The sequence below is a fragment of the Alphaproteobacteria bacterium genome, assembly GCA_016699305.1.
GTDB lineage: Bacteria > Pseudomonadota > Alphaproteobacteria.
In genome coordinates this window covers 1,977,415-1,999,393 of record CP064970.1, presented here as the reverse complement: position 1 = coordinate 1,999,393, position 21,979 = coordinate 1,977,415, and the positions used below count along the sequence as shown (strand labels likewise).

Below are 21,979 nucleotides of genomic sequence, written 5' to 3'. Positions count from 1 at the left end.
CGCCCCACCATCCGCGCACAGGTCTAGGATTTAAGTTTACGACTCGTCGTCGCTGCCGTCTTCGGCATCGTTGCCAGACGCCGAGATTTGAACCTTGGACGCAGCCTTGATCATGTCGAAGATGCGCCGACGCAGCTTCGGATCGGTGATGCGGTAATAGGCCCGCACCAATTCCAGCGTTTCGCGCCGACGGATGGGGTCTTGCTGCCGCACGTCACGCAGCGAGGGGACTTCCTCCTCGGCGAAACCCGGAGGCGCAAATTGTTCGCGGGTGGCATTGGGCATTTCTTCAAAGAACCACGACACCGGAACGCTCAGAATTTCCGAGAATTGAAACAACCGGCTGGCGCCGATGCGGTTGGTGCCGCGCTCGTATTTTTGGATCTGTTGGAAAGTCAGGCCGACCGAGTGGCCCAGTTTGTCCTGGCTCATGCCCACCAGGGTACGGCGCAAACGCACGCGCGAACCGACATGGGCATCCACCGGATTAGCACGACCGCGACCACCACCACGATTGGCACCGGACTCCAGATCATTGCTTTCTTGTTCTCGAACTTTATTGGGGGTCATTGCTATCTTTTCTCCTCATGATGCGGATCGAGCATCGGCGTCACCCTTGATTGCATACTCTTGTATGCTTTTACCCGAGGTGGCAAGAGGCGAGCCACACCGCTACCGATCCATATGAACCACTATGTATGCGATAGACCGTATGAAAGAGTGATGAAACTTATTTTTTAGTTACATCTGTTTTACGGCGCATGAACCACGCCAGAACAAGCACTCCCAGGCCCAGAATATAAGGCGGCCAAGGATGATACCGGGCATATAGGGGCACAGCGGATAGAGTCTGTGGAAGTGGCACATCCGCCGTAGCGGCACTGCGCCAGGGTAGCTGATGACGGATCTGGCCCATGGGATCCGTGACCACCGACACGCCGTTGGTGGCCACACGCACCAAGGGCAATCCCTGCTCCATGGCCCGCAATCGTGCCAGAGACAAATGCTGCCAAGGTCCGGTGCTATATCCATACCAGGAGTCGTTGGTGATATTTAACAACCACTCGGGACGATCCGCCGGGTCCACAAGACCGCCGTCAAAGATCGACTCATAGCAGATAAGGGGACTAAAAGGCGGCAAACCGGGCAGACGCATCGTAACCGGCCCCGGCCCCGGACTGAAATCCGTGGCACCGGTGGCGATAGCCTCGATCGGGATAAAGCGCGATAGCACAGCGCGGCCTGGCACATATTCGCCAAACGGCACCAGATGCGATTTGTGATAGCGCGCCAAGATCGCCCCGTTGGAATCCACCGCGTAAAGCGAGTTGTAAAAAATGCGCCCGCCTTCTTGCATCGTATGTTTTTCCGTGGGCACACCCGTCAAAACCGCGCGACCTGGCGGCGTGACCGAGGCGATTTCCAGGCGAAGCTGAAGGTCTTGGTCCATAAAAAACGGCACCGCCGTCTCCGGCCAGATGACCCATGGCCCGTTGGGATCCAAGACCTCGCGCGGCAAGGAAGCGGTCAGTTTCAATAGGCTTTGAAAGCGGGTGTTGCGCTGCGCGCGTGAGCTTTCGGTGGCCTCGGCCACAATCGGATGAAAGCCCGGCTGCACCAATCTCAGCTTTGTGGTGGTATCGGCCAAACCCGCTCCTTGATCCAGCCGCGACTGGCCCCAAGCGGCCAGTCCCATAAAGAGCATCACACCCAATGCCATGCTGGGCATGGCCAAGCGGCGATCCCAGCCACGCCCCAGCATGGCGGCAGGCAAACTGGCCAAAGCGACCGTCAACATGCCCAGTCCCAGGCCACCGATCACCGCCACGCTTTGCGCCACCGGCAGGAAACCCAGCCAAGAGACCGCCACGATATTCCAAGGAAAGCCCGTGAACGCCGCGCCGCGCAGACTTTCGGCCAACATCCACAGCACCGCCCAGACCAAACACGCCGCCACACCTTTTTGCTTGTCCGCGCCGCCGGTCAGGACATGCCAAATGACCGCGATCAATCCGATATAGACGGCCAACACACACGGCAACCCCGCCACGGCAAAGGGCATCAACCACCAGAAACGGCCAATATCCACCGCCAAGGCATGACCTATCCAATACAGCCCCGCCACGAAATAGCCAAAGCCAAAGGCCCAACCCAAAACAAAGGCCTGCTTCTTACTGTCCGCTTGGGCAAGGCGTATCAGAAAAAGCGGAAAGGCCAGCGCCAAGACCGGCACCAGATGAAAGGGCGGCAGACTCAGCGCCGCCAGAATACCCGCCAGCAGGCAGGATAAAGGCGCACCCATCTGCCGCTTAGGAAGCGGGTTCGACATGGGGCGCACCGCCGGAAAGCGGCGCATGGGAAGCGGGACGAATCCGCACTTGCTTCACGCGGCGACGGTCGGCATCAAGGATTTCGAAGACATGACCTTGCGGGTGACGCAACATCTCGCCGCGTAAAGGCACGCGATCCGCAAGAGCGACGATCACGCCGCCCAAACTCTCCAACTGTTCCATGGTGTCGCCGATACGCAAGACAAGTCCGGTCCTTTCCGTCAATTCGTCCAGCGGCAGACGCGCATCCACCAACAGACAGCCATCGGCTTCGACCTGCAAAGAGGGAGGCTTATGGTCGTGTTCGTCCTCTATATCGCCCACGATCTCCTCGATCAGGTTTTCAATCGTGACCAATCCATCGACGCCGCCGAACTCGTCCACCACCAGCGCGATATGACAGCGATCCTGGCGCATCTGCATCAACAAACGCGGCACCGGCATGGAAGGCGCGACATAAGGCAAAGGCCGCATCAACGACGACGCCGGAACATCGGTATTGCCGCTGGCCATCAAAGGGATAATGTCCTTGATGTGGATGAACCCCTGGCTTTTGTCCAAGGTGCCGTCATAAATCGGCACGCGGCTGTGTCCGTCACGGGCCATGGCCGCCAGAATGTCGTGGATCGAGGCCGTCATCGGCACCGCCAAAATATCGGCGCGCGGCACCATGCAGTCAGCGACCTTGCGCGCCCTCAGGCCCAGAATATTGCGCAGGATGATGCGATCTTCGGGCTTGAAGTCGCCATCGGACTCCCACTCGTCGAGCAAATCGGCCAGGGCTTCGTCGAAATCCTCCGGCTCGTCCTCGCGGTGCAAGACGCCGCGAATCAAGGCTTCTAAAGAGAAGCGAGACTTCGACTTGCCGCGCGATTGATCTTCACTCATGCGCGCCTCCGCTTGGGCGGGTGAAGGATGCGATAGGGATCGGGCCAGCCCAGGACTCGCAAAGCCCGTATCTCGGCCCCGCGCATGCGCGATGCCGCGCGATCCTGTTCATGATCGAATCCCAACAAATGCAGCATACCATGCGCCGTCAAATGCGCCAGATGCGCCGCCAAGGGCTTGTACGAACAGGCCGCCTCCGCTGCCACCGTCTCCCACGCCAACACGATATCGCCCAGCTCCATCGGCACACCCTTGGGCGCGCCGGCCAGGGCCTTGGCATCGGCGTATTGCGGAAAGGACAAAACATTGGTCGGCTTGTCCTTTCCGCGCCAGGTACGGTTCAATTCATGCAGCCGGGCATCATCGGCCAGGGACACGGCGACATGGCAGACACGACGACGCAACAAGTCGGCACAGCCCGACTCGGCCAGAGCCGCCGCCAAAGCCTGCTTAATAACGGTCTCGGCCTTGGGAACGGCGCGTTCCCACCAGATATGATCCACCAAGATCGCCGGTTTCAGCACAAAGCCTCCGCCTTCATATCATGGGACTCAAGATCGCCGCCGATGCTAACAAGTCCCGCTTGCGTGATGCGCACCGGCCGAATCTGACCGATCAGATCATTCGTGCCTTCCACATGCACCGACTGCATCCACGGACTGCGTCCCAGCACCTGCCCGGCCTGACGCCCGGGGCGGTCGAATAGAACCGGCATCATCTGACCCATGCAGCGCAGATTAAAATCCTTTTGTTGCGCCCACAGCAATTCCTGAAGCCGCGCCAAACGCTCTTCCTTGACCTGTTCGGGCAACTGCCCCGGCATGTCGGCGGCGGGCGTTCCTGGGCGCGAGCTATATTTAAAGCTATAGGCCTGGCCATAGCCCACTTCCCGCACCAGATCCAAGGTCGCCTGGAAATCCGCCTCGCTCTCGCCCGGGAACCCGACGATAAAATCCGATGACAGCACCAAATCGGACCGGGCCGCGCGCAAACGCTCGACGATGCGCAAATAGTCCGCCGCCGCATGATTGCGGTTCATGGCCTTGAGAATGGAATCCGAACCGCTTTGCACCGGCAAATGCAAAAAGGGCATCAGCACGCCCAGATCGCCATGCGCCTTAATCAATTCATCATCGACGGCCAAAGGATGGGGCGAGGTATAGCGCAAACGCTGCAGACCCGGCAGTTCGGCCATGGCACGAAGTAAACGCCCCAGCCCCCAGCATCCGCCATCGGGTGCCGCGCCGCGCCAGGCGTTCACATGCTGGCCCAGCAGCGTGATTTCGCTGGCCCCGCGCGCGATCAGGCGACGGGCTTCGTCCAGAACGGCCAGCGCCGGACGCGACGATTCCGCCCCGCGCGTATAAGGCACCACGCAAAAGGTGCAGAAACGATCACAGCCTTCTTGAATGCTTAGGAAAGCCGCAGGTCCGGGCGGCGCGCCTTCATGAGGCAGACTGTCGAATTTCGACTCGGGCGGAAAATCATTGTCCAACACGCTGCGCTCGCCCGCCTCGACACGCGCCAACATGGCGGGCAAACGGTGATAAGTCTGCGGACCAAAGACCATGTTCACATAAGGCGCGCGCGCCAGAATCTCGGCCCCTTGGGCCTGAGCCACGCATCCGGCCACGGCCAGCACCATGCGTTGTCCCCGCGCGGCGCGTTGTTGCTGCGTCTCGTGCAGACGACCCAATTCGGAAAACAGCTTCTCGCTGGCTTTTTCGCGGATATGGCAGGTGTTCAAGATCACCAAATCCGCTTGATCGGCTTCCTCGGTGGCGCGATAGCCCATTTCCGCCAGCACGTCTCCCATGCGGCCCGAGTCATAGACGTTCATCTGACAACCCCAGCTTTTGATCAGCACATGCAAAGGGGCGGCATGGGAAGATATGGGCGTCTCGTTCATGAGGCCAAGGCAAGGACAGTAGGAGGAACAGGCAGCGCGTTCGCGGAAATGGCCGAGGCGATTTGACGGTGGCTTTCTTCGGCCAAGATCTTGCGGTTGATTTTCGCGTCCATCACCGGATGGAAAGTCAACTCGATCGTCAAGCCGCCCACGCTCATCACCTGCCACAAATGCGACATCAGCCCCATATCGCCATACCAGGCATAAAGCGGGGCCAGAATCCGCCCCGTCGGAAGTCCATACAGACGGCGAAAAGCAACGGTAAAGGGTTGCACACCCTTGGCTCCGGCGGCGGCGGCAAACAGACTACTGCGAAATGGCAGCACCGTGCGTCCGTCCGAGGAGGTCCCTTCAGGAAACAAAATTAGGCTGTCGCCCGATTCCAGTCGCGCCTGCATACCTTCTTTTTGCGAGGCCGCCTTGCTGCGGCGGGTACGGTCGATGAATTCCGTGCGTTGCAGTTTCGACATCGCGCCAAAAACCGGCCAATCGCGCACATCGTCCTTGGCGATGAATGATCCCAACAGAACCGAGCCAATAACCGGAATATCCAGATACGAGACATGATTGGCGACATATAAAATGCCCTTGTCGCGGCAGGGCACGCCTCGCACCACCACCTTGATTCCCAAGATGGCCAGCAGCATCCGGTGATACATCCGCGCGCCACGATACAGCAGCGGATGGCCCGTTTTGCTCAGCAGATATTGCAAAGGCAAGGTAACCACACTGCACAGCACCATGGTCACCATGCGCAGCGCGGCGACGACGGACGAACCGGCATAAGGAGTGTCAGGATTCTCCGCTGCGTCGCCCATCACGGTCCCCGGCAGCCAGATAATGGCGGTAATATTTGTCCGTGATCATATCGGTCTTAACCACCACGCACACATCCGTGGAGTTAAACTCATGATCGATATAAGCGCCGTCGCCGATAAAGCCGCCCACGCGCAAATACCCCTTGATCAAGGGCGGCAGATCGCCCAGAGCCGCGATGGCGCTGACTTCGCCCTGACGATCGGCCATGTCCTTGGGATCCATCAGGCGCATATCGACATAGCAATGCGGCCATGCCACGGGCCGTAGGGCCGGCGGTGCCAAGTGATGGTAGTAGAGATAAGACAAGGGCAACGCCAATGCCTTCACGTCCGTTCCATGGAAACTGGCGCAACCGAACATCAAAGCGATGTTGTAATGCCCCACATAGATCGCAATGCCGCGCCACAACAGCTGCATGGTCGGCCGGGTGCGATAACTGGCATCAATGCAAGACCGTCCCAGTTCAAGAATCTCGCCAGGATAGGCGACCAGCTTTGAGATATCGAACTCGGCCTCGGAATAAAACTTGCCGTTCTTTCGCGCGGCCTCACGGCGGATCAGCCGATAGGTGCCCACAACCTCGCCGCCGCGATCATTGTCCAGGACCAAAAGATGGTCGCACACCTCGTCCAAACTGTCGAAATCCTGTCCGCGCGCCTCCATCTCCGGAGTCGGCTTGGCCGACATCTCGTTATAGAAAACGCGATAGCGCAAGCGCAACGCAGCATCGATCTCGGCCTGGTTTTGGGCCAAGCGGATCTCGAGATTGTTCATGACAAGCTCACCCGGCCCCAAAATGACAGTTGGCTCGGTCACGACCCCCCCTCGAGTTTGTTTCATAGGCATATTCATATTGTCTCCGTCAGATTCATGCTCCGCATGGCCTGTGTCAAGAGGCTCAGCGCACGGGTTTTTTGGCTGCCTTTACGGGTTTCTTTTTGACGGTCTTGTGAGGGGCAGCCTTAGGTTTGGGCTTAGGCTCTTCCTGAACCTCCGGCTCATCATCCTCCGCCGCCTCATCCTCATTTTCGGCAGATGGCGGCGCGGCGGCGGCGGGACGAATCTCGCTGGCCTCGTCTGCAGCACGCGGCCAACGCACTTCGCTGACCGCGCTGCGACGCAGATCACGCAATAAACGATAGGCCAAAGTTTCAAGCCGTTCATTACCCAAGGCATTCACGACCGTCTCACGGTTGGGCTGATCGCCGCGTACGGTTTCCCGCGAACATAACATAACGATCATGGCACCCTGGCGGAGGTCATAGATGGAGCTGGGTTTGCCGATGTCTTGCGCCGATGCCCAATTTCTTAACCAGCCCGGCAAGCCTTCGATACGCTGCGTGCCCAGATCGCGCCCCTGCCAACCGGGAAAATCGCGCGTGCGCGGCTCCAGGTCCTTACAGCCGGGGGCCGTTCCCTCCAACGCCTTACGCAAAGATTCGGCCTCGCCCAAGGCGGCCTTCTTATCGCGGCCTGCACCATAAGGCAGGAAGAATTGACGCATCGAAACGCGCACTTCCTCGGATTTGGCCGAAGGGCCGTCGCGCTTTTCCCGCAAGCCAAGAATACGAAAACCCGAAGGATCGCGGATCGGATCGCTGATGGTGGCGGGAGCCATTTTTTGCAAAGCCTCGTCCAGCGCCGGGGCCAACTGGCCAGGGCGCACCCAACCCAGATCGCCGCCTTGTACCGCGCCCGCAGACTGAGAAAACTGCTGAGCGATCAAGGAAAAAGGCGTGCCCGAGCGAATGCGTCCCACCAATTCCTTGGCCAAGGCGTTCACCTTGGCTTCATCGGCGGGATTGTCCACGGCCAAAAAAATCTCGCTGACCCGATATTCCGGTTTGCCCGCATTGGCCAATAAGCGGGAGATAGCCTCATCGACATCGTCGTCCGCGATTTCCACCTTGGGCCGCAAGCTTTGCTGAACCACGCGGCTCCATCCAAGCCCCGCCTGAATCTGCCGTGTCAACGCCGAACGGGGAATGTTGTTCGCCGCCATTGCCTCCAGCAACCCGCCTTGCGAGCCTTGAGCGCCGCGCGCCACGCGCTGCACTGCCTCTTCCACCTCGGCAGGCTCAATGCGGATGCCCAGGCGGCGAGTCTCTTGCATCTGCAATTGTTCGTCGATCATCGCGCGAATGATCTGCGGGAATACACGGGCGCGGACTTCGGGCGTGTCGGATAAGCCCGAGGTCAAATACACCAAACGCACACGGCTGATCACATCGACCGTCGAGATCACATCGTCATTGACCAGAATGGCGATGCCCACCCCCCCCTCTTCGGGCGTCTTAGGCGCGGGCGTGGACGCGGCGGCGGGTTCCTCGGCGACCTCCTCCTGCTCTGAGGCATCTTCCTCTTGCGCGAAGGCGGGATGAGCCATCGGCAGGGCCAGCAGAGCCAAAGCCAGGATCGGGAATAGCGCGCGGCGCCAGATGGATAGGTTCTTCTTCATGACGAGGGGCAGCATAGCGATCTTCTTAGCCATCTTCCAGATGGAACAGCGCGGCGGCTGTGGCCAATAGAGCCGCCATCGGAATCGACCAAGCCGCCAGGATCACAGGCAGAGTCTGCGCCCCTCCCAAGGCTAACACCAGGGAATTCATGGCAAAAACCGTCGCGCCCGCCGCCAGACACATCAAACCTTGCGTCAAGGCTCCTCCCTGACGGATATGGCGCAAGGAAAAGACAGCCGCCATCAAGACCATGGCCAGCAGCAGCAGAGGCTGGGCGAACAACCCATGGAATTCAAGACGATGACGCAAAGCCGGCAGGCCCAGAGCCTCCAACGCGCGGATGAAACCGGGCATCGCCACGAACGAGACGGTGGTCGGCGGGGCCAAACTGTCTTCGATGGTCGACTCGCTCAAACTTGTGGGCAGGCGCACCACATCTTGCCGGGTTAAGGCTTGATCTTTTTCATTGCGCCAGACGTCGCGCAGTTCCCAGCCATCCGGACGCAGTACCGCCTCAGCCGCATCCAGCCTGCCCAAATAGGCACCAGCCGAATCATAGATCAAGACCATCAAGGGCTTGAGAACCAATGGGTCGCGCTGCACAGCCGCCTCGGCGTGCATCAGAAGCGACCGATCGCCATCGGTCTGACGCAGCCATAATCCCGCGCTGGAGATATCCAGCGTGGTGATGCGGTTCAGATAGCGCGTCTCAAGCCGTCGATATTCGCCAATCATAGTCGCTCCCAACGGATTGATAAGCGTCAGATACAACGCCCCCGACAAGGCCACCAACGCCAAGAACGGCATCAAAAATTGCCAAACGGACAGCCCGGCGGCGCGAATAATCACCAACTCATGGCTGCGCGTCAGCCGCCACAAAGCCCATTGCGCTGAAAACAAGATGACAAAGGGCAGAACGCGCTGCAACGTCTCGGGCAACTTAAACAGGCTAATACGCAGCACGATATCCAGCGTGGCTTCAGGCTTGGCGGCGGCGCGGCGCAACAGCTCGGCCGTCTCGAAGGTAAAGACCAAAGCCAGAATTGCCACCGTGATCAGAACCAGGCTGAACAAGAAATGGCGCGCCAGATAGCGCGAAAGGACGCCGAATGCGGGCATGGGCTTATCCTGCCGCCTTTCCCATACGATGCCAACGCCGATCAAACAGAACCCACAGCCCCGCCAGCATCGGCACCAAGACCAGCGCGTAAAGCAGCAAGATCGCCAGCGGGTTTTTATTGGCCATGTTCATGACGCCCAAGGCCAAACCCTGCAGCCCGGCGATTCCACCCGCCGCCGCGACCAAACGCCAAGGCTTGCCCCGCCTTTCATGACGGCGCGGCAATACGGCAACCAGCCCCAGCACCGTCAAGGTCACGGAGAAAAGCGGAATGGCAAAACGTTGATGCAGTTCGGAGGTCATACGGCTTATCTCCGGCGGCGGCGTATCGGCCGGCGGATTCAGCAATTGCGACAAGGGCAATTCGCGCGGCGCGCCGCGACGGCCTTCCGCCTCGCCATCCGAGCCGGTCAGCTCGCGGATATTGACGGTGTAGCGGTCGAAATCCAACTGCGTCAGCCGACCCGTGGCACGGCTGAATTCCTGGCGCGTGCCATGAAGAATTTCGATCAAAGGGCCGTCGGCGCTCATCATCAACATGCCGTGATCGGCCATGATCGTGATCGGCTGTCCGATATGGCGCGTATCATGGATCAATATGCCCGTCAGATCGCCGCGTTCATTGCGTTCTCTGGCATAAAAAGTCAGCCCCGGCACCACATCGTGGAACTGCCCCGTGCGCAGCAACAAGGGGGCGTAATTCTGCCGAGCGGCATATTGCAGACGGATCAGCTCGCGCCACGAGGCGGGCGCGGCCCACAGGCTAAGCCCATATCCCGCCATGGTCACCAAAATGGCCAAAACCAATGCCGGAGCCGCCAAGGACGAAGGCGACAAACCCGCCGCGCGCATGACGATCATCTCGCTGTCATGGGTCAGACGCTGATAGACGAATAAAACCGCCAAAGCCAAGGTAAAGGGCAGCAGCAAGGCCAGAAAAGTCGGCAACAAAAGCCCCATCAAACTGACGAACAACGTTCCCGGCGCGCCTGTCCCCACCACCAATGGCAGGAAACGCAAGGACTGCACAAACCACAGCGCCAATGACGCCGCCACCAAAACGAAAATGAATGCCCCAATTACTTGCCCCAGCACATAGGCCTGCAACCGCCAGGGCCACCATCGGGCCACCACCGGCGCATCGCGCCCTGGCATACGGTCTTGAATGTCGTTCACGCGATACCGCTTTCCCTGCCCTGCTGGCGCAATAACTCACGCAAGGCGGATTCCAGAATATCCGCCCAGCGCATCACACCTTCATGAGTCGACAACTCGTCCTGCCGCACTTCGAAGGCCAAATGCGGCAGGCCGTGAACCTCGGCATGGGACGCAATGCTATGCGCCAACACCTTGCGAATATCGTAAGGCTCATTGTCTCCGACCACAAGATCGCCGCGACGACGCAAAATATCAATCATCGGCTGGGCCAATTCCGGATTTTGTTTCCAAATCACCCCCACCTGCCAGGGACGGTGCGCGTCTTGTGTCGCCATCTTGGGCGTAAAACTGTGAATAAACAACACAATGGGCCGCTCGTCCCGCTTAAAACGAGGATTGATATGTGCGGCGATCTCATGGTGATAGGGATGATATATCTCCTCGATCCTGGCGGCGCGATCCTGGGCGCACAGGCGCTGATTGCCGGGGATTGGTATGCCGTCCGAACGAGCAACGATCAGCTCGGGATCGTCCAAAGCGCGATTCAAATCCACCACCAAACGCGAGAAACGCGCCAGGAAAACGGGAGAGTCGAACCGGCGGCCTATCTCACGACTCAAAGGGCCTGTCCCAATATCAAGGGCGATATGCTGTCCTAATGCCTGATGATCTAGCCCCAGATGGTTCAGTCGCTGGGGAATACGATTGCTGGCATGATCGCAGATCACGACAAACGCTCCCGAACCTTCGGGATTGACGACCTCAATGGGTGCCCCATCTTTGGGGCTAAGCACATGCGTCATCGGTTCATCAGCCTTCGGATATTTGTTTATTTTCAATAGGGACCGGCATTCTTGCCGTGTTCCATATGCGCTAGCATATGGTCATGCTTTCAACAAGCAGCCCCCTGTACGAATCCGCGTCAGCGGGGTTGACTTTTCCGCCGGACTCGCGCACAAGGTCCGCCACGGTCCTTGTGCGCGACAAGACCTGCGGAACATGGGTTCCGGGCATGTAGCTCAGCGGGAGAGCACTTCCTTGACATGGAAGGGGTCACAGGTTCAATCCCTGTCATGCCCACCACGCGCTTTCACGATTTATAACATCGGCCTCGAGGCCAGTTCCGTCCTTGGCAAAAGGAATCGCCAGGATGGAGGAATCATTCCTTCCCCTCCCCCGTCAGCTTCAACGCCAGGGCATAGACCTCTTTGCGGGGACGTTTAAAGGCCTGGGTGGCGGCGGCCACGGCTTCTTTCACGGTGCCGGTTGCCAGATGCGCGCGCAAAAAAGCCTCCATATCCTCTTGGACCTGGGCATCGCGCTGGGTTTGGGCCTGGCTATCATCCGGCGGCGGGCCGATCACCAGGCTGATTTCGCCTTTGGGCGCGCCGGAAGTTGTGTAATGGGCGATCAGAGCCGAAAACGAGCCGCGCCGGACCTCCTCGAACTTTTTGGTTAATTCGCGCGCCACGGCGGCGGGACGGTCGCCTAAGACGGCCATCGCATCTTCCAGGAAATCGACCAAACGGTGCGGCGACTCGTAAAAAATCAGGCTGGCGCGTAAATCCCGCCATGATTCAAGTGTTTGACGCCGCGCTGCGCTGCGCGGGGGCAAGAAACCCGCGAAAAAAAAGCGATCCGTCGGCAATCCCGACAAAGCCAAAGCCATCAGCGCCGCATTCGCGCCCGGCACGGCGGAGACGGACACATCCGCATCCAGACAGGCGCGCACCAGCTTGAATCCCGGGTCCGATATCAAGGGCATGCCCGCATCGCTGACCAAGGCCATACGCTCACCCTTGGCAAGTCGCGCCAGAATCTGCGGGCGGAGCCGGGCGGCGTTATGTTCGTGATAGGCCAACATAGGCGTGGCCACGCCGGCATGACGCAGTAGGGGGCCGGTGACGCGCGTATCCTCGCATAGGACCAAATCGACCCCGGCCAAGGTCGTCTGAGCGCGGGGCGACAGATCGCCCAGATTGCCAATGGGCGTGGCCACCAAGGTCAAAGCTGCGCCTTGTTCGGTCCGGCTTCTTGGCCTATCGTTGCGATCATCATCTAGGGGCAGAAACGGTGGTTGGGACGATGCGATCATGGGGCGTAAGCTTTCATCGGCGGTGGCTGGCAAGCCTGCTGGCTTTTCTGGTCATCATGGCCTTGGGCGGCAGGGTAGCGGCCCAGGTCGTGGTCATGCAACCTCCCCCGCCTGCGGCGGCCACCGGCCCCTTGCGCGCGGCCATTTTGTTGCCTTTGTCTGGCCCTCAGGCCGCCATGGGTCAAGCCCTACTGCAAGCCGCGCAATTGGCCCTGTTCGAGGTTTCGGACGAGCGGTTAGAGCTGCTGCCGCGCGACACGGGCGGCAGCCCCGCCAAGGCCCAGGCCGCCTTGCGCGATGCGCTGGCCAGCGGTGCCAAGCTGATTTTGGGTCCCTTGTTCGGCACCGAGGCCAACGCTCTGCGTCCCTTGGCGGCGGCGGCGGGCGTGCCGATGATCACTTTTTCCAACGATGTGGGATTGGCCGGCGGCGGAGTCTATGTCTTTGGCTTTGGCCCCGAACAGGAAACGCAGCGCGTGATTAGCTTTGCCCTGTCGCAAGGCTATCGACGCCTGGCAGTCATTGCGCCGCAAGGGGCCTATGGCGAAAGGCTGCTAAGGGTCACGCATGACGCGCTGGGCGCTCAAGGCGGCGAACTGACCCTTATCGCGCGGCCATCGGCCAGCGATCCCGCCTCGGTATTGAAAGAGATCAAAGCGGGACAAGGGCATTTTGACGCCGTGCTGATGGGTTCAGGCGGCCAAGAACTGCGTGTGATCGCCGCCCAAGGCGTGGCGCAAGGCCTGTGGGGCGACCGCAGCGAGACGCGCATGCAACTGCTGGGCACCGGACAATGGGACGAACCCAGCCTGTCACGGGAATCCGGCCTTATCGGTGGCTGGTACCCCGCCGCCGATCCGGCCACGCGCCAGGCATTTGCCGAGAGATACAAACGCGCCTTTGGCCTAGAGCCGCCGCGCCTGGCCACATTGGGCTATGACGCCGTGGCCTTGGCCAGCGTCCTTTCACGCCAAGGCAGCTTTGGCGCCAGCATCGCTTGGCTAACACAAAGCGGCGGCTTTTCCGGTGTGGATGGCATTTTTCGCTTGCGCCCTGACGGCTTGACCGAACGCGGCCTGGCTGTTTTAACTCCCACCGTCCAAGGCCCCCAAGTCGTCGATCCAGCCCTGCAAGTCTTCGCCGCAACGATGGGTCGCTGACGTTTTTTTTTGCCTAGGCATCGATTTTGTTTCTTGACAAAAAGCGCGCCTACGCCTTTTCTTGCGGGGCGCGGAAACATAGCGCGGAGGGGTGGCCGAGTGGTTAATGGCAGCAGACTGTAAATCTGCCCGCGTGAGCGTACGAAGGTTCGAATCCTTCCCCCTCCACCAGCCCCCCCTACAAGAGCGCAAAATCATAAGATCGTGTAACGGCACGGTAAGCAGTAAATAACGCCTCCGCCTAAAGGCGAAGTTTTATACACATCCCATTAAAACCATCACCGCATCATGCCTATCACAGCATCGCCATGCCGCCATTGACGTGCAAGGTTGCACCGGTGACATAGGCGGCTTCGGGGCTGGCGAGGAAGGCGACGGCGGCGGCGATATCCTGCGGGCTGCCCATGCGTCCGCAAGGAATGGCGGCCAGCAGCTTTTCCTTTTGCTCGTCTTTCAACTTGTCGGTCATGGCGGTGGCGATAAAGCCCGGGGCCACGCAATTTACCGTCACGCCGCGCGCGGCCATCTCGCCCGCCAGAGACTTGCTCATGCCCACCAGCGCGGCCTTGGCTGCCGCATAATTAGCTTGGCCGGGATTGCCGGTCGCGCCGACGATGGAGGTGATCGAGATCACCCGGCCCCAGCGACGGCCCATCATGCCGCGCAAGGCCGCACGGGTTAAGCGGAAGGTGGCTGTCAGATTCACATCCAGCACCTTTTGCCAGTCATCATCCGTCATGCGAATGGCCAACATATCGCGCGTCAGGCCGGCATTGTTGACCAGGATATCCACACCGCCAAAGGCGGCCTCGGCGGTCTTGAACAATTCGGCGGGAGTCGCCGGATCGGACAAATCGCCCACGGCCACCGCCGCGCGGCTATTCAGTTCGGCTGCCAATTCGTCAAGGGCTTCGCGCCGCGTGCCGGTCAGCACCAGATTCGCGCCCTGGCCATGCAAGGCGCGCGCAATGGCCCCGCCGATGCCACCCGAAGCACCCGTGACCAAAGCGGTCTTTCCGGAAAGATCGAACATCTACATGCCTCCTTAAGGCTGTTCCTGGGACGGGGTCAGAAAACGTTCAATATCGCGCGGCCCGGCCAGAGAGTCGCGCGCGGCCTGAGGCTGAATGCGCTTGACCAATCCCGCCAACACGCTGCCGCTGCCAAGTTCGGTATAGCCTGTCGCGCCCATCGCCGCCAGGTTCTGAATGGATTCGCGCCAGCGCACGCGACCGCAGACTTGTTCGACCAATCGGGCGCGAATCTCTTCCGGCGCATCGACCAAGGCCGCCGTCACATTCGCCATGACTGGCAGATGCGGGGCCTGCAGCGTCACTTTGGCCAGGGCCTCTTGCATCACCTGCGCCGCCGGTTGCATCAGGGCGCAGTGAAACGGCGCGCTGACCGGCAAGGACATGGCACGCAGACCAGCAGCCTTAGCTAGAACCAAGGCACGTTCAATGGCGGCCTTATGGCCGCTGATGACGATCTGACCCGGCGCGTTGTCATTCGCGGTGGAACATATCTCGCCCTGTGACGCTTCGCGCGCTAGGGCCTCTACCGCGTCCATCTCCGCGCCCAGGATCGCCGCCATGCCGCCCGCGCCCACAGGCACCGCCTGTTGCATCGCTTGGCCACGGGTTTTCAGCAAGCATGCGGTATCGGCCAGGCTGAGCGCGCCCACGGAGCATAGGGCCGAATATTCACCCAAAGAATGCCCCGCCACGAATGCCGCCCGCTGATGCAGCTTCATGCCGCCTTGCTTTTCTAACACCCGCACCACGGCCAGACTGTGAGCCATTAAGGCGGGCTGCGTGTTCTCGGTCAGGCGCAAGTCTTCGTCGGGACCTTCGAACATCAGACGCGAGAGGTTTTGATGCAGCACCTCGTCCACTTCGTCCAGCACGTCCCGCGCCTCGGGGAAAGCCTGAGCCAAGTCGCGGCCCATGCCGACGCTTTGACTGCCCTGGCCGGGAAAGAGAAAAACATGGGACATCGCATCACCTGCGTGAGTGGATCAAGAAAACTCGGCTTGCTTTCTAGGACGGCCTTAGGATTTGGGCAAGAGCGGCGCGGGATCGACCGGGGTCGTTCCCTTGCGGATCTCAAAATGAAGCTGGGGAGTCTTGATCCCCGTGCCGCTATTGCCTACGGTGCCGATGATATCGCCGGTCGAGACGATGGCGTCTTTTTGTACCAACAGGCGGTCGAGATGCGCATAGGCGCTGACCCATCCGCCTTCGTGGCGGATCAAGACTAGATTGCCAAAACCCTTTAGGTCGCTGCTGGCATAGACCACCGTGCCGGACATGGAAGCCTGCACCGGTGCACCTCTGGGCGCGCCGATAGCCAAACCATCGCTGCGCACGCCGCCTTCGCCCGTCGCGCCAAAGCGTGTCAGGACGCTGCCTTGCAAGGGCCATGCAAAACTGGGCGCGGCCATCTTGGCATCCGCCGAGTCATCCGTATCGGCGGCAGGTGGTTCGGTCTTGGCTTCTGGTTTAGCGGCAGGCTGGTCTTTCTTGGTCGCATCGGCCGAGGGCAACAAAGAGACAGGCCCCGCCTCATCAGGCGGCGATGGGACATTCGAGTCTGGAGCGGGAGGAGCAGGGGAAGGCACCGGGGCCATGGCGGCGGTTTGTTTATTGTCCTCTTTGCTCGACTCGGGCAAAACGGGCAAGGCCACGGGCGGCTTGGCGGGGGCGGCGTCAGCCGGGCGGGATTCTTTACTGGCCGAGGAACTGCGAATGCCTTCGATCACCAAGGGACGTTTGGGCTCGGGCGTTGGCATTGGGGGCGTAGGCGGCGGGGGCGTCGGACCGGATAGAGTGACCATAGGCGGCGCAGTCGGCACAGGCGGCGCGACAGGCTCGGGCGACAAAGGCACCACGGTCACGGATTCCTGACGGCGCAAGCTGCCCAAGGCTTCGCCAGCGGCGGGCGGCGGCTCGATCGGGGTTGGCGATCCGCCCGGCAGACGCAGCTTTTCCCCCACGCGCAAGGTATAGGGCGAACGGATATCATTCAGATCAATCAAATCGCGCATCGGCACGTTCACGCGCCGCGACAGGCCGTAAAGCGTCTCGCCGCGCTGCACGATCACCACGCGCTCACCGCTTGATAAGGTCTCCACGACAGGCGGACGTGTGGGACGGCGTTGGGGATAGGGTTCTCCCTGCCCCAAGGCGCAGCCCGATAACAGCAAGCCCGCCAGCAGACAGGTTGCTACGGGCAAGGAAACAAGAGTGCGAGACTGTGCGATCATCGGAATGCGACCTTTATTCTTCATGATGAAGGAGAAATTCTCTCCATCCCTCCCATATAAGGCCGGAGTGCGGCAGGAATAAGGATCGAACCGTCGGGCTGTTGGCCGTTTTCAACAACGGCAATCAAACACCGGCCCACCGCTACGCCCGAACCGTTCAGGCTATGCACGAAGCGGCTGGATTTTCCGCCCTTAGCGCGGCATTTGGTTTGCATGCGCCGCGCCTGGAAATCGCCGCAATTCGAGCAACTGGAAATTTCCCTATAACGTCCCTGGCCCGGCATCCAAACCTCAATATCATAGGTCTTGCGTGCGGAAAAACCCATATCTCCCGTGCATAACACGACGGTACGGAAGGGCAGTTCCAGACGCTTTAACACCGTTTCGGCGCATTCGGTCATGCGCTCATGCTCTTGCGCGGATTGCTCGGGGGTGGTCACGCTGACCATCTCCACCTTATAGAATTGATGCTGGCGCAGCATGCCGCGCGTGTCGCGTCCGGCAGATCCCGCCTCGGCGCGAAAGCAGGGCGTATGCGCGGTGACGCGCAAGGGCAGGCATTCCTCGTCCAACACCTTTTCGCGCACCAGATTGGTCAAGGGCACTTCGGCGGTCGGAATCAGCCACAGACCGTTATTGACGCCGAATTGGTCTTCGCGGAATTTGGGAAATTGTCCGGTGCCGAACAAAGCGTCTTCGCGCACCAAAAGCGGCGGCGATATTTCCGTATAGCCATGCTCGGTGGTGTGCAGGTCCAGCATGAATTGCGCCAAGGCGCGCTCCAAACGCGCCAACGCGCCGCGCAGCACCACAAAGCGCGCACCAGAAAGGGCCGAGGCCGCCTCGAAATCCATCAGCCCCAGCGTCTCGCCCAGCTCGAAATGCTCACGCGCGCTGTCGCTTGGCGTGGGATTCCCAAAACGCCGCAATTCGACATTGGCCGCCTCGTCCGGACCGTCGGGCACGGAGTCTTCGGGGATGTTGGGGATGGCGGCCAGACGCGAATCCAGCTCGCCGCCCAGCTTGGCCTCTTCCTGTTCCAAAATGGCCAGGCGTTCTTTCAAGGCGTCCACCTCGGCTCGCAAAGGCGCATCGTCGCCGCCGGACTTTTTGACCTCGCCGATCTTACGGGAAAGGTCGTTGCGCTTTTGCTGGGTCTCTTGCGACTCGGTCAGCAACGCGCGGCGGCGGCTGTCCATATCCAGCAATTCTTGCGCCAAAGGAGGCAACCCGCGACGCGCCAAAGCGGCGTCCAGGCTGTGGGGGGTGTCACGGATCAGTTTGATGTCCAACATGGTAAAAAACCCTAACCTCTGACCAAGCATTTGTCATCTGGCAAAGATGGGCCGCTGGTTGGCAGGGTTCTAGAGTAATTATGCTGCCCTATGCCGTGAGACTATTTTTTGCATTGACAGACTGAAGACATTTCCATCAGAGTGATGGGCATGAATATCGGCTTCGGCAATACCTGTTTTGTTCGCATGTGGTGGTGGCCCTGCGTTTATGCAGCGGCCTGGCGAACGGATTTGGCGTAATTTAAACTCCTCCTCCCTCCAGTAGCCGCCGCAAGGCGGCTTTTTAGTTTCTGGAGCTTCCTTCGGCGGAAAACTTACCCCCCCCTAGAAGGAACAAACGCTCATGAAATTCTTAGATGCCTCACCTAACATCGATTCTATTATTCCCGATATTGCCCGATTTGGCGGCAAGGTAGCCAATCTGCTTTTTCTCAATCAAATTCCTGGGATTGAGGTGCCCGATTTTATCGGCCTAGAGATCAAGCAAGACCCGCAAGACCAGCCGTTTCAAGAGAGGCTCAAGCAGCTCTTGGAGACGGTTGGTCCGGACAGCACGTTCGCCGTTCGTAGCAGCGGTCTGCGGGAAGATGGCGCGCTTTCTCATGCGGGATATTTCATCACTACTCTTTATGTGCCCGGGAATCCGGATGATATTCTAAATAACATCGAGATAGTTAGGTCTCATGGCCAAGCCAAGCTTGGTTTGTTATCTGACAAGGCAGATAACGAGGGCATCGGGGTCGGTGTTCAAAGAATGATCGAGCATCCCGATATCAGCGGGGTTGCGTTTTCTCGGGACTTAGATCGCGCAGGGCCTTATGTGCGGATCAACTATACCAAAGGCGATGGAGAACAAATCGTCAGCGGTAAGCATGGCGGACAATCCGTTCACGTCCTGCGCGATGAATCATATCGTCAGGGGCTTGCGCCAATCGCTTTGCCCGAAGGCGATGAGAGAGGTTTTCTGCCGCAACTGATGCGGCAAATTTACTTAATAGAAGACGCCTATGGGCATCCGGGCATGGATATCGAGTTTGCAATCAAGGATGGAAAAATATATATCCTCCAAGCCAGGCCGCTGACAACGCAGCCAGGCCATGCGCTGGCCCCCGATCAATATCAATCGTTCCATGCGTTATTTCGTGAGACGGCAGAGTCTGTGACCAAACTTACAGCCGATGGCGACGTTCTAGGGAACATGATCGATATCAACCCCCGAGAATTGCTGGGCGACATGCCGTCCAAGCTTGATCTGTCCATCTACGATCTGATGTTCTCTGCCCAAACAGTGCCTAGCATTCGAAAAGAAATGGGATATGCCGGCTGCGAATCTGGTTTGATGAGATCGATCAGTGGAAGACCATATATCTCCTTATTTGGTTCTGCCCAAAGCCTTATGCCAGGGACTCTCGATCCGCAAGATACGGCGTTAATATTAGAGGAATACGCCCGTCAGCTTCGCCTGGATCCGGGCATGCAGGATTGTGTGGAGTTCGAAATTTATGCAAGCAATGCCGAGGATATTAAACGATTAAACGGCATTCCAATGCGGCGGCGACATGTTATTGAGGCGGCATTCGACGATCAAGCCAAGAATCTTTCCGAGAGGGCACGCCATGTTGTGAACGCTCATCCCGATCGAATCCAAGGCTATCGTCAGCGTCTTGCTCAGTTCCGGGATGAGCGCATAAACAAGGACGAAGGAGGGGCCGAGGATTCTCTATCTCTATTGAACGATGCCAAAGAATTGCTTTTAGAAGGCACGGGCTATTTCACCTTAGTCGCACGTTTGGCTTTTTCCGAAAGGGCAAAATACGAAAAAAAATACGGTGGCAACGCTCTGGAAGGCGCGCTTGAATCGCTTGAGACGGTCTCTATGCGCATGCAGCGCGATCTTGGAGGTTATGGGAAAGGGCAAATCTCTCGAAAGTCCATTATTGAGGAATATGGACATTTGCGGCCCGGACAGTTTCATGTGTTCGCGCCATGTTATGCGGATGACCCGGATTCTTATCTTCATTTGCGTCACTATGCATCCGCGCCTGATGTCCAGACATCCCATTTAGAAAGCGTCCCAGAAAAACGTCATGGGCATTTTGATCAATTTCTTGACTTGTGCGACGAAGGAAAGCGAGACGACACGCTACGCCTTCGCGCACTGATGCTGATGAGGGAGGATGTCAAATTCGAATTTACCCGCGCCTTTGATTTCCTGGCCAAGGCCATTCGTGGGCACATCAAGGCAGTGGGTTTGACCGAGCACCAAGCCCGTCACATGGAGATTGGCGACATTGAAGGGATGATGGTTCCCGATGTGGATTCCATAGGAACCTCGGTGAATATTTCCGAACAAAGCCATCATACCGCCGCACATCTTATGCTGCCAGACGTCATCCGTGGTGTCGAAGACCTATATTTTGTTCCCAGTAATGCGAAGAATGGTTATTTCTATGGGCATGAGAAGGTTAAAGCGGGGTTCATCGTGCTTTCCCGCGAATCAATTGGACGCATCCAGCCCGCAGATATTGAAGGTAAGATCGTTGTGCTGGAACAGGCCGATCCCGGTTATGATTTTATCTTCACGATGAATCCCGCCGGTTTGGTCACGCAGTATGGGGGGCCGGCTTCCCATATGGCTATCCGCGCATGTGAGAGCCGATTGCCAGCCTGTATTGGCTGCGGGATGGCACCGAACGAATTCAATACGGGATTAAGCCTTATCCTGGACTGTCAGCAAAAGAAGATTGGCCCAGGATCCCCCCTAGACCTGCCTTCGTCACATCGTCCCGCATCGGTGAAAGGAAACGCCATTGACCGCCATCTTCATGCGACACGGCCAGTTGCTGCCCCCTTATGACAGCTATGAAAAGCTTTCATTGTCTGAGCTGGAAGGGCTGGCCTCGGGAAGTCTTGACCCTGATGTGGATCAGGGGTTCGTAAGGCATGGCTTAAAGGAAATGGATGAATGGCGGACATCAATCAAGGACAGTCAGGTGGTTCTATGTGGCCAAGCGCGCAGGGCGCAGCAGACATGTTCTTTAATGATGGAGTGGGCGGGAATAGACCTCTCGCCGATGGTGGATCATCGGATTAATGAAATCGCATTTTCGCCCATCGCGCTATGTGGCGATTCCACGGAAGTCCCTTTGAGTGTGCTGCGTAAGCGGCTTGACGATGCCATAGAGACAGGCCATGCCGGGGTTGAGAAAAGAGGTTCGATTATCGCGCGCGTTCAAGATGTTTTGGAGGAATACAAGGGGAAGCGGATTTTGTGCGTGTCTCATGGCTTTCTCATGAAATTCATTATGGCGCATCTGCACACAGAGTTTGGTTTCTCCCTGCCAGAATCTTGCGCCCCATCCGCCGCTGCACCGGTCCCTTATTTAGGAATGCTAAGGATCGAGGCAGGATGATGCCCGGGCATCGACGACTCTCTCAGACCGTCTTTCCCGATCGCTAGATCGCCGTATGCATGATGTCT

19 protein-coding genes and 2 tRNA genes are annotated in these 21,979 nt (G+C 58.9%); 5 read left to right on the top strand and 16 right to left on the bottom strand.

Annotation, left to right across the window (positions count from 1 at the left end):
• Positions 1-36: 36 nt before the first annotated feature.
• From IPI58_09540 to IPI58_09490, 11 genes are all read right to left on the bottom strand, one after another.
• Positions 37-570, bottom strand: a complete 534-nt coding sequence (locus tag IPI58_09540; GenBank protein QQR69044.1) for a helix-turn-helix transcriptional regulator — start codon at positions 568-570, stop codon at positions 37-39.
• A gap of 160 nt (positions 571-730) precedes the next feature.
• Positions 731-2,329: an apolipoprotein N-acyltransferase gene (gene lnt, locus IPI58_09535; protein ID QQR69043.1), complete on the bottom strand. Its 1,599-nt coding sequence runs from the start codon at positions 2,327-2,329 to the stop codon at positions 731-733.
• Positions 2,310-3,218 (bottom strand): HlyC/CorC family transporter, encoded by a 909-nt coding sequence (locus IPI58_09530; protein ID QQR69042.1) that lies wholly within the window; start codon positions 3,216-3,218, stop codon positions 2,310-2,312. Before IPI58_09530 ends, lnt begins: the two co-directional genes overlap by 20 nt.
• Complete coding sequence (gene ybeY, locus IPI58_09525) at positions 3,215-3,742, bottom strand: rRNA maturation RNase YbeY (GenBank protein ID QQR69041.1); 528 nt, start codon at positions 3,740-3,742, stop codon at positions 3,215-3,217. Before ybeY ends, IPI58_09530 begins: the two co-directional genes overlap by 4 nt.
• Positions 3,736-5,127 (bottom strand): tRNA (N6-isopentenyl adenosine(37)-C2)-methylthiotransferase MiaB, encoded by a 1,392-nt coding sequence (gene miaB / locus IPI58_09520; protein ID QQR69040.1) that lies wholly within the window; start codon positions 5,125-5,127, stop codon positions 3,736-3,738. Before miaB ends, ybeY begins: the two co-directional genes overlap by 7 nt.
• A complete protein-coding gene (locus IPI58_09515) occupies positions 5,124-5,945 on the bottom strand; it encodes a 1-acyl-sn-glycerol-3-phosphate acyltransferase (GenBank protein QQR69039.1) in 822 nt (273 codons plus the stop codon). The genes miaB and IPI58_09515 overlap by 4 nt, the downstream gene beginning before the upstream one ends.
• Positions 5,920-6,786 (bottom strand): GNAT family N-acetyltransferase, encoded by an 867-nt coding sequence (locus IPI58_09510; GenBank protein QQR69038.1) that lies wholly within the window; start codon positions 6,784-6,786, stop codon positions 5,920-5,922. Before IPI58_09510 ends, IPI58_09515 begins: the two co-directional genes overlap by 26 nt.
• Positions 6,787-6,844: 58 nt before the next feature.
• Positions 6,845-8,419, bottom strand: coding sequence for a peptidylprolyl isomerase (locus tag IPI58_09505; GenBank protein QQR69037.1), 1,575 nt, complete (start codon positions 8,417-8,419; stop codon positions 6,845-6,847).
• Between the two features lie 10 nt (positions 8,420-8,429).
• Positions 8,430-9,524 carry an LptF/LptG family permease gene (locus IPI58_09500; GenBank protein ID QQR69036.1) on the bottom strand — a complete coding sequence of 365 codons (1,095 nt, stop codon included), beginning with the start codon at positions 9,522-9,524 and terminating at the stop codon, positions 8,430-8,432.
• Positions 9,525-9,528: 4 nt separating this feature from the next.
• Positions 9,529-10,701: an LptF/LptG family permease gene (locus IPI58_09495; protein ID QQR69035.1), complete on the bottom strand. Its 1,173-nt coding sequence runs from the start codon at positions 10,699-10,701 to the stop codon at positions 9,529-9,531.
• Positions 10,698-11,486 (bottom strand): N-formylglutamate amidohydrolase, encoded by a 789-nt coding sequence (locus IPI58_09490; GenBank protein QQR69034.1) that lies wholly within the window; start codon positions 11,484-11,486, stop codon positions 10,698-10,700. The genes IPI58_09495 and IPI58_09490 overlap by 4 nt, the downstream gene beginning before the upstream one ends.
• 205 nt (positions 11,487-11,691) lie before the next feature.
• Between IPI58_09490 and IPI58_09485 the strand changes: the two genes are divergently transcribed.
• Positions 11,692-11,766: transfer RNA gene (locus IPI58_09485), tRNA-Val, on the top strand.
• 76 nt (positions 11,767-11,842) lie between these two features.
• Here the strand turns inward: IPI58_09485 and rsmI are convergent.
• Entirely contained in the window at positions 11,843-12,778 is a 936-nt protein-coding gene (gene rsmI / locus IPI58_09480) for a 16S rRNA (cytidine(1402)-2'-O)-methyltransferase (GenBank protein ID QQR69033.1), read from the bottom strand.
• Between rsmI and IPI58_09475 the strand changes: the two genes are divergently transcribed.
• On the top strand, positions 12,757-13,938 hold the full coding sequence (locus IPI58_09475; GenBank protein ID QQR69032.1) for a penicillin-binding protein activator: 1,182 nt from the start codon (positions 12,757-12,759) through the stop codon (positions 13,936-13,938). The two genes, rsmI and IPI58_09475, sit on opposite strands and share 22 nt — an antisense overlap.
• Before the next feature lie 85 nt (positions 13,939-14,023).
• Positions 14,024-14,109 (top strand) — tRNA-Tyr (locus IPI58_09470).
• Between the two features lie 124 nt (positions 14,110-14,233).
• On the opposite strand, the gene fabG is transcribed toward IPI58_09470, so the two are convergent.
• Genes fabG through serS form a run of 4 tightly spaced genes read right to left on the bottom strand, consistent with a single transcriptional unit; the run spans position 14,234 to position 18,498 of the window.
• On the bottom strand, positions 14,234-14,971 hold the full coding sequence (fabG, locus tag IPI58_09465) for a 3-oxoacyl-[acyl-carrier-protein] reductase (protein ID QQR69031.1): 738 nt from the start codon (positions 14,969-14,971) through the stop codon (positions 14,234-14,236).
• Between the two features lie 12 nt (positions 14,972-14,983).
• Positions 14,984-15,934: an ACP S-malonyltransferase gene (fabD, locus tag IPI58_09460; protein ID QQR69030.1), complete on the bottom strand. Its 951-nt coding sequence runs from the start codon at positions 15,932-15,934 to the stop codon at positions 14,984-14,986.
• A gap of 54 nt (positions 15,935-15,988) precedes the next feature.
• Entirely contained in the window at positions 15,989-17,227 is a 1,239-nt protein-coding gene (locus IPI58_09455) for a peptidoglycan DD-metalloendopeptidase family protein (GenBank protein QQR69029.1), read from the bottom strand.
• Positions 17,224-18,498 carry a serine--tRNA ligase gene (serS, locus tag IPI58_09450; protein QQR69028.1) on the bottom strand — a complete coding sequence of 425 codons (1,275 nt, stop codon included), beginning with the start codon at positions 18,496-18,498 and terminating at the stop codon, positions 17,224-17,226. Before serS ends, IPI58_09455 begins: the two co-directional genes overlap by 4 nt.
• A gap of 343 nt (positions 18,499-18,841) precedes the next feature.
• On the opposite strand from serS, the gene IPI58_09445 reads away from it, so the two are divergent.
• Positions 18,842-21,355: a hypothetical protein gene (locus IPI58_09445; GenBank protein ID QQR69027.1), complete on the top strand. Its 2,514-nt coding sequence runs from the start codon at positions 18,842-18,844 to the stop codon at positions 21,353-21,355.
• On the top strand, positions 21,309-21,911 hold the full coding sequence (locus tag IPI58_09440) for a histidine phosphatase family protein (GenBank protein QQR69026.1): 603 nt from the start codon (positions 21,309-21,311) through the stop codon (positions 21,909-21,911). The genes IPI58_09445 and IPI58_09440 overlap by 47 nt, the downstream gene beginning before the upstream one ends.
• Positions 21,912-21,979 lie beyond the last annotated feature (68 nt).

What these genes read in the sequence shown, in the direction of transcription:
- lnt (QQR69043.1), bottom strand. Translation starts at nt 2,329, where the DNA reads ATGTCGAACCCGCTTCCTAAGCGGCAGATGGGTGCGCCTTTATCCTGC.
- IPI58_09510 (QQR69038.1), bottom strand. Translation starts at nt 6,786, where the DNA reads ATGAAACAAACTCGAGGGGGGGTCGTGACCGAGCCAACTGTCATTTTG.
- IPI58_09500 (QQR69036.1), bottom strand. Translation starts at nt 9,524, where the DNA reads ATGCCCGCATTCGGCGTCCTTTCGCGCTATCTGGCGCGCCATTTCTTG.
- IPI58_09540 (QQR69044.1), bottom strand. Translation starts at nt 570, where the DNA reads ATGACCCCCAATAAAGTTCGAGAACAAGAAAGCAATGATCTGGAGTCC.
- rsmI (QQR69033.1), bottom strand. Translation starts at nt 12,778, where the DNA reads ATGATCGCATCGTCCCAACCACCGTTTCTGCCCCTAGATGATGATCGC.
- IPI58_09455 (QQR69029.1), bottom strand. Translation starts at nt 17,227, where the DNA reads ATGAAGAATAAAGGTCGCATTCCGATGATCGCACAGTCTCGCACTCTT.
- IPI58_09445 (QQR69027.1), top strand. Translation starts at nt 18,842, where the DNA reads ATGAAATTCTTAGATGCCTCACCTAACATCGATTCTATTATTCCCGAT.
- fabG (QQR69031.1), bottom strand. Translation starts at nt 14,971, where the DNA reads ATGTTCGATCTTTCCGGAAAGACCGCTTTGGTCACGGGTGCTTCGGGT.
- IPI58_09530 (QQR69042.1), bottom strand. Translation starts at nt 3,218, where the DNA reads ATGAGTGAAGATCAATCGCGCGGCAAGTCGAAGTCTCGCTTCTCTTTA.
- IPI58_09490 (QQR69034.1), bottom strand. Translation starts at nt 11,486, where the DNA reads ATGACGCATGTGCTTAGCCCCAAAGATGGGGCACCCATTGAGGTCGTC.
- IPI58_09515 (QQR69039.1), bottom strand. Translation starts at nt 5,945, where the DNA reads ATGGGCGACGCAGCGGAGAATCCTGACACTCCTTATGCCGGTTCGTCC.
- miaB (QQR69040.1), bottom strand. Translation starts at nt 5,127, where the DNA reads ATGAACGAGACGCCCATATCTTCCCATGCCGCCCCTTTGCATGTGCTG.
- serS (QQR69028.1), bottom strand. Translation starts at nt 18,498, where the DNA reads ATGTTGGACATCAAACTGATCCGTGACACCCCCCACAGCCTGGACGCC.
- IPI58_09505 (QQR69037.1), bottom strand. Translation starts at nt 8,419, where the DNA reads ATGCTGCCCCTCGTCATGAAGAAGAACCTATCCATCTGGCGCCGCGCG.
- fabD (QQR69030.1), bottom strand. Translation starts at nt 15,934, where the DNA reads ATGTCCCATGTTTTTCTCTTTCCCGGCCAGGGCAGTCAAAGCGTCGGC.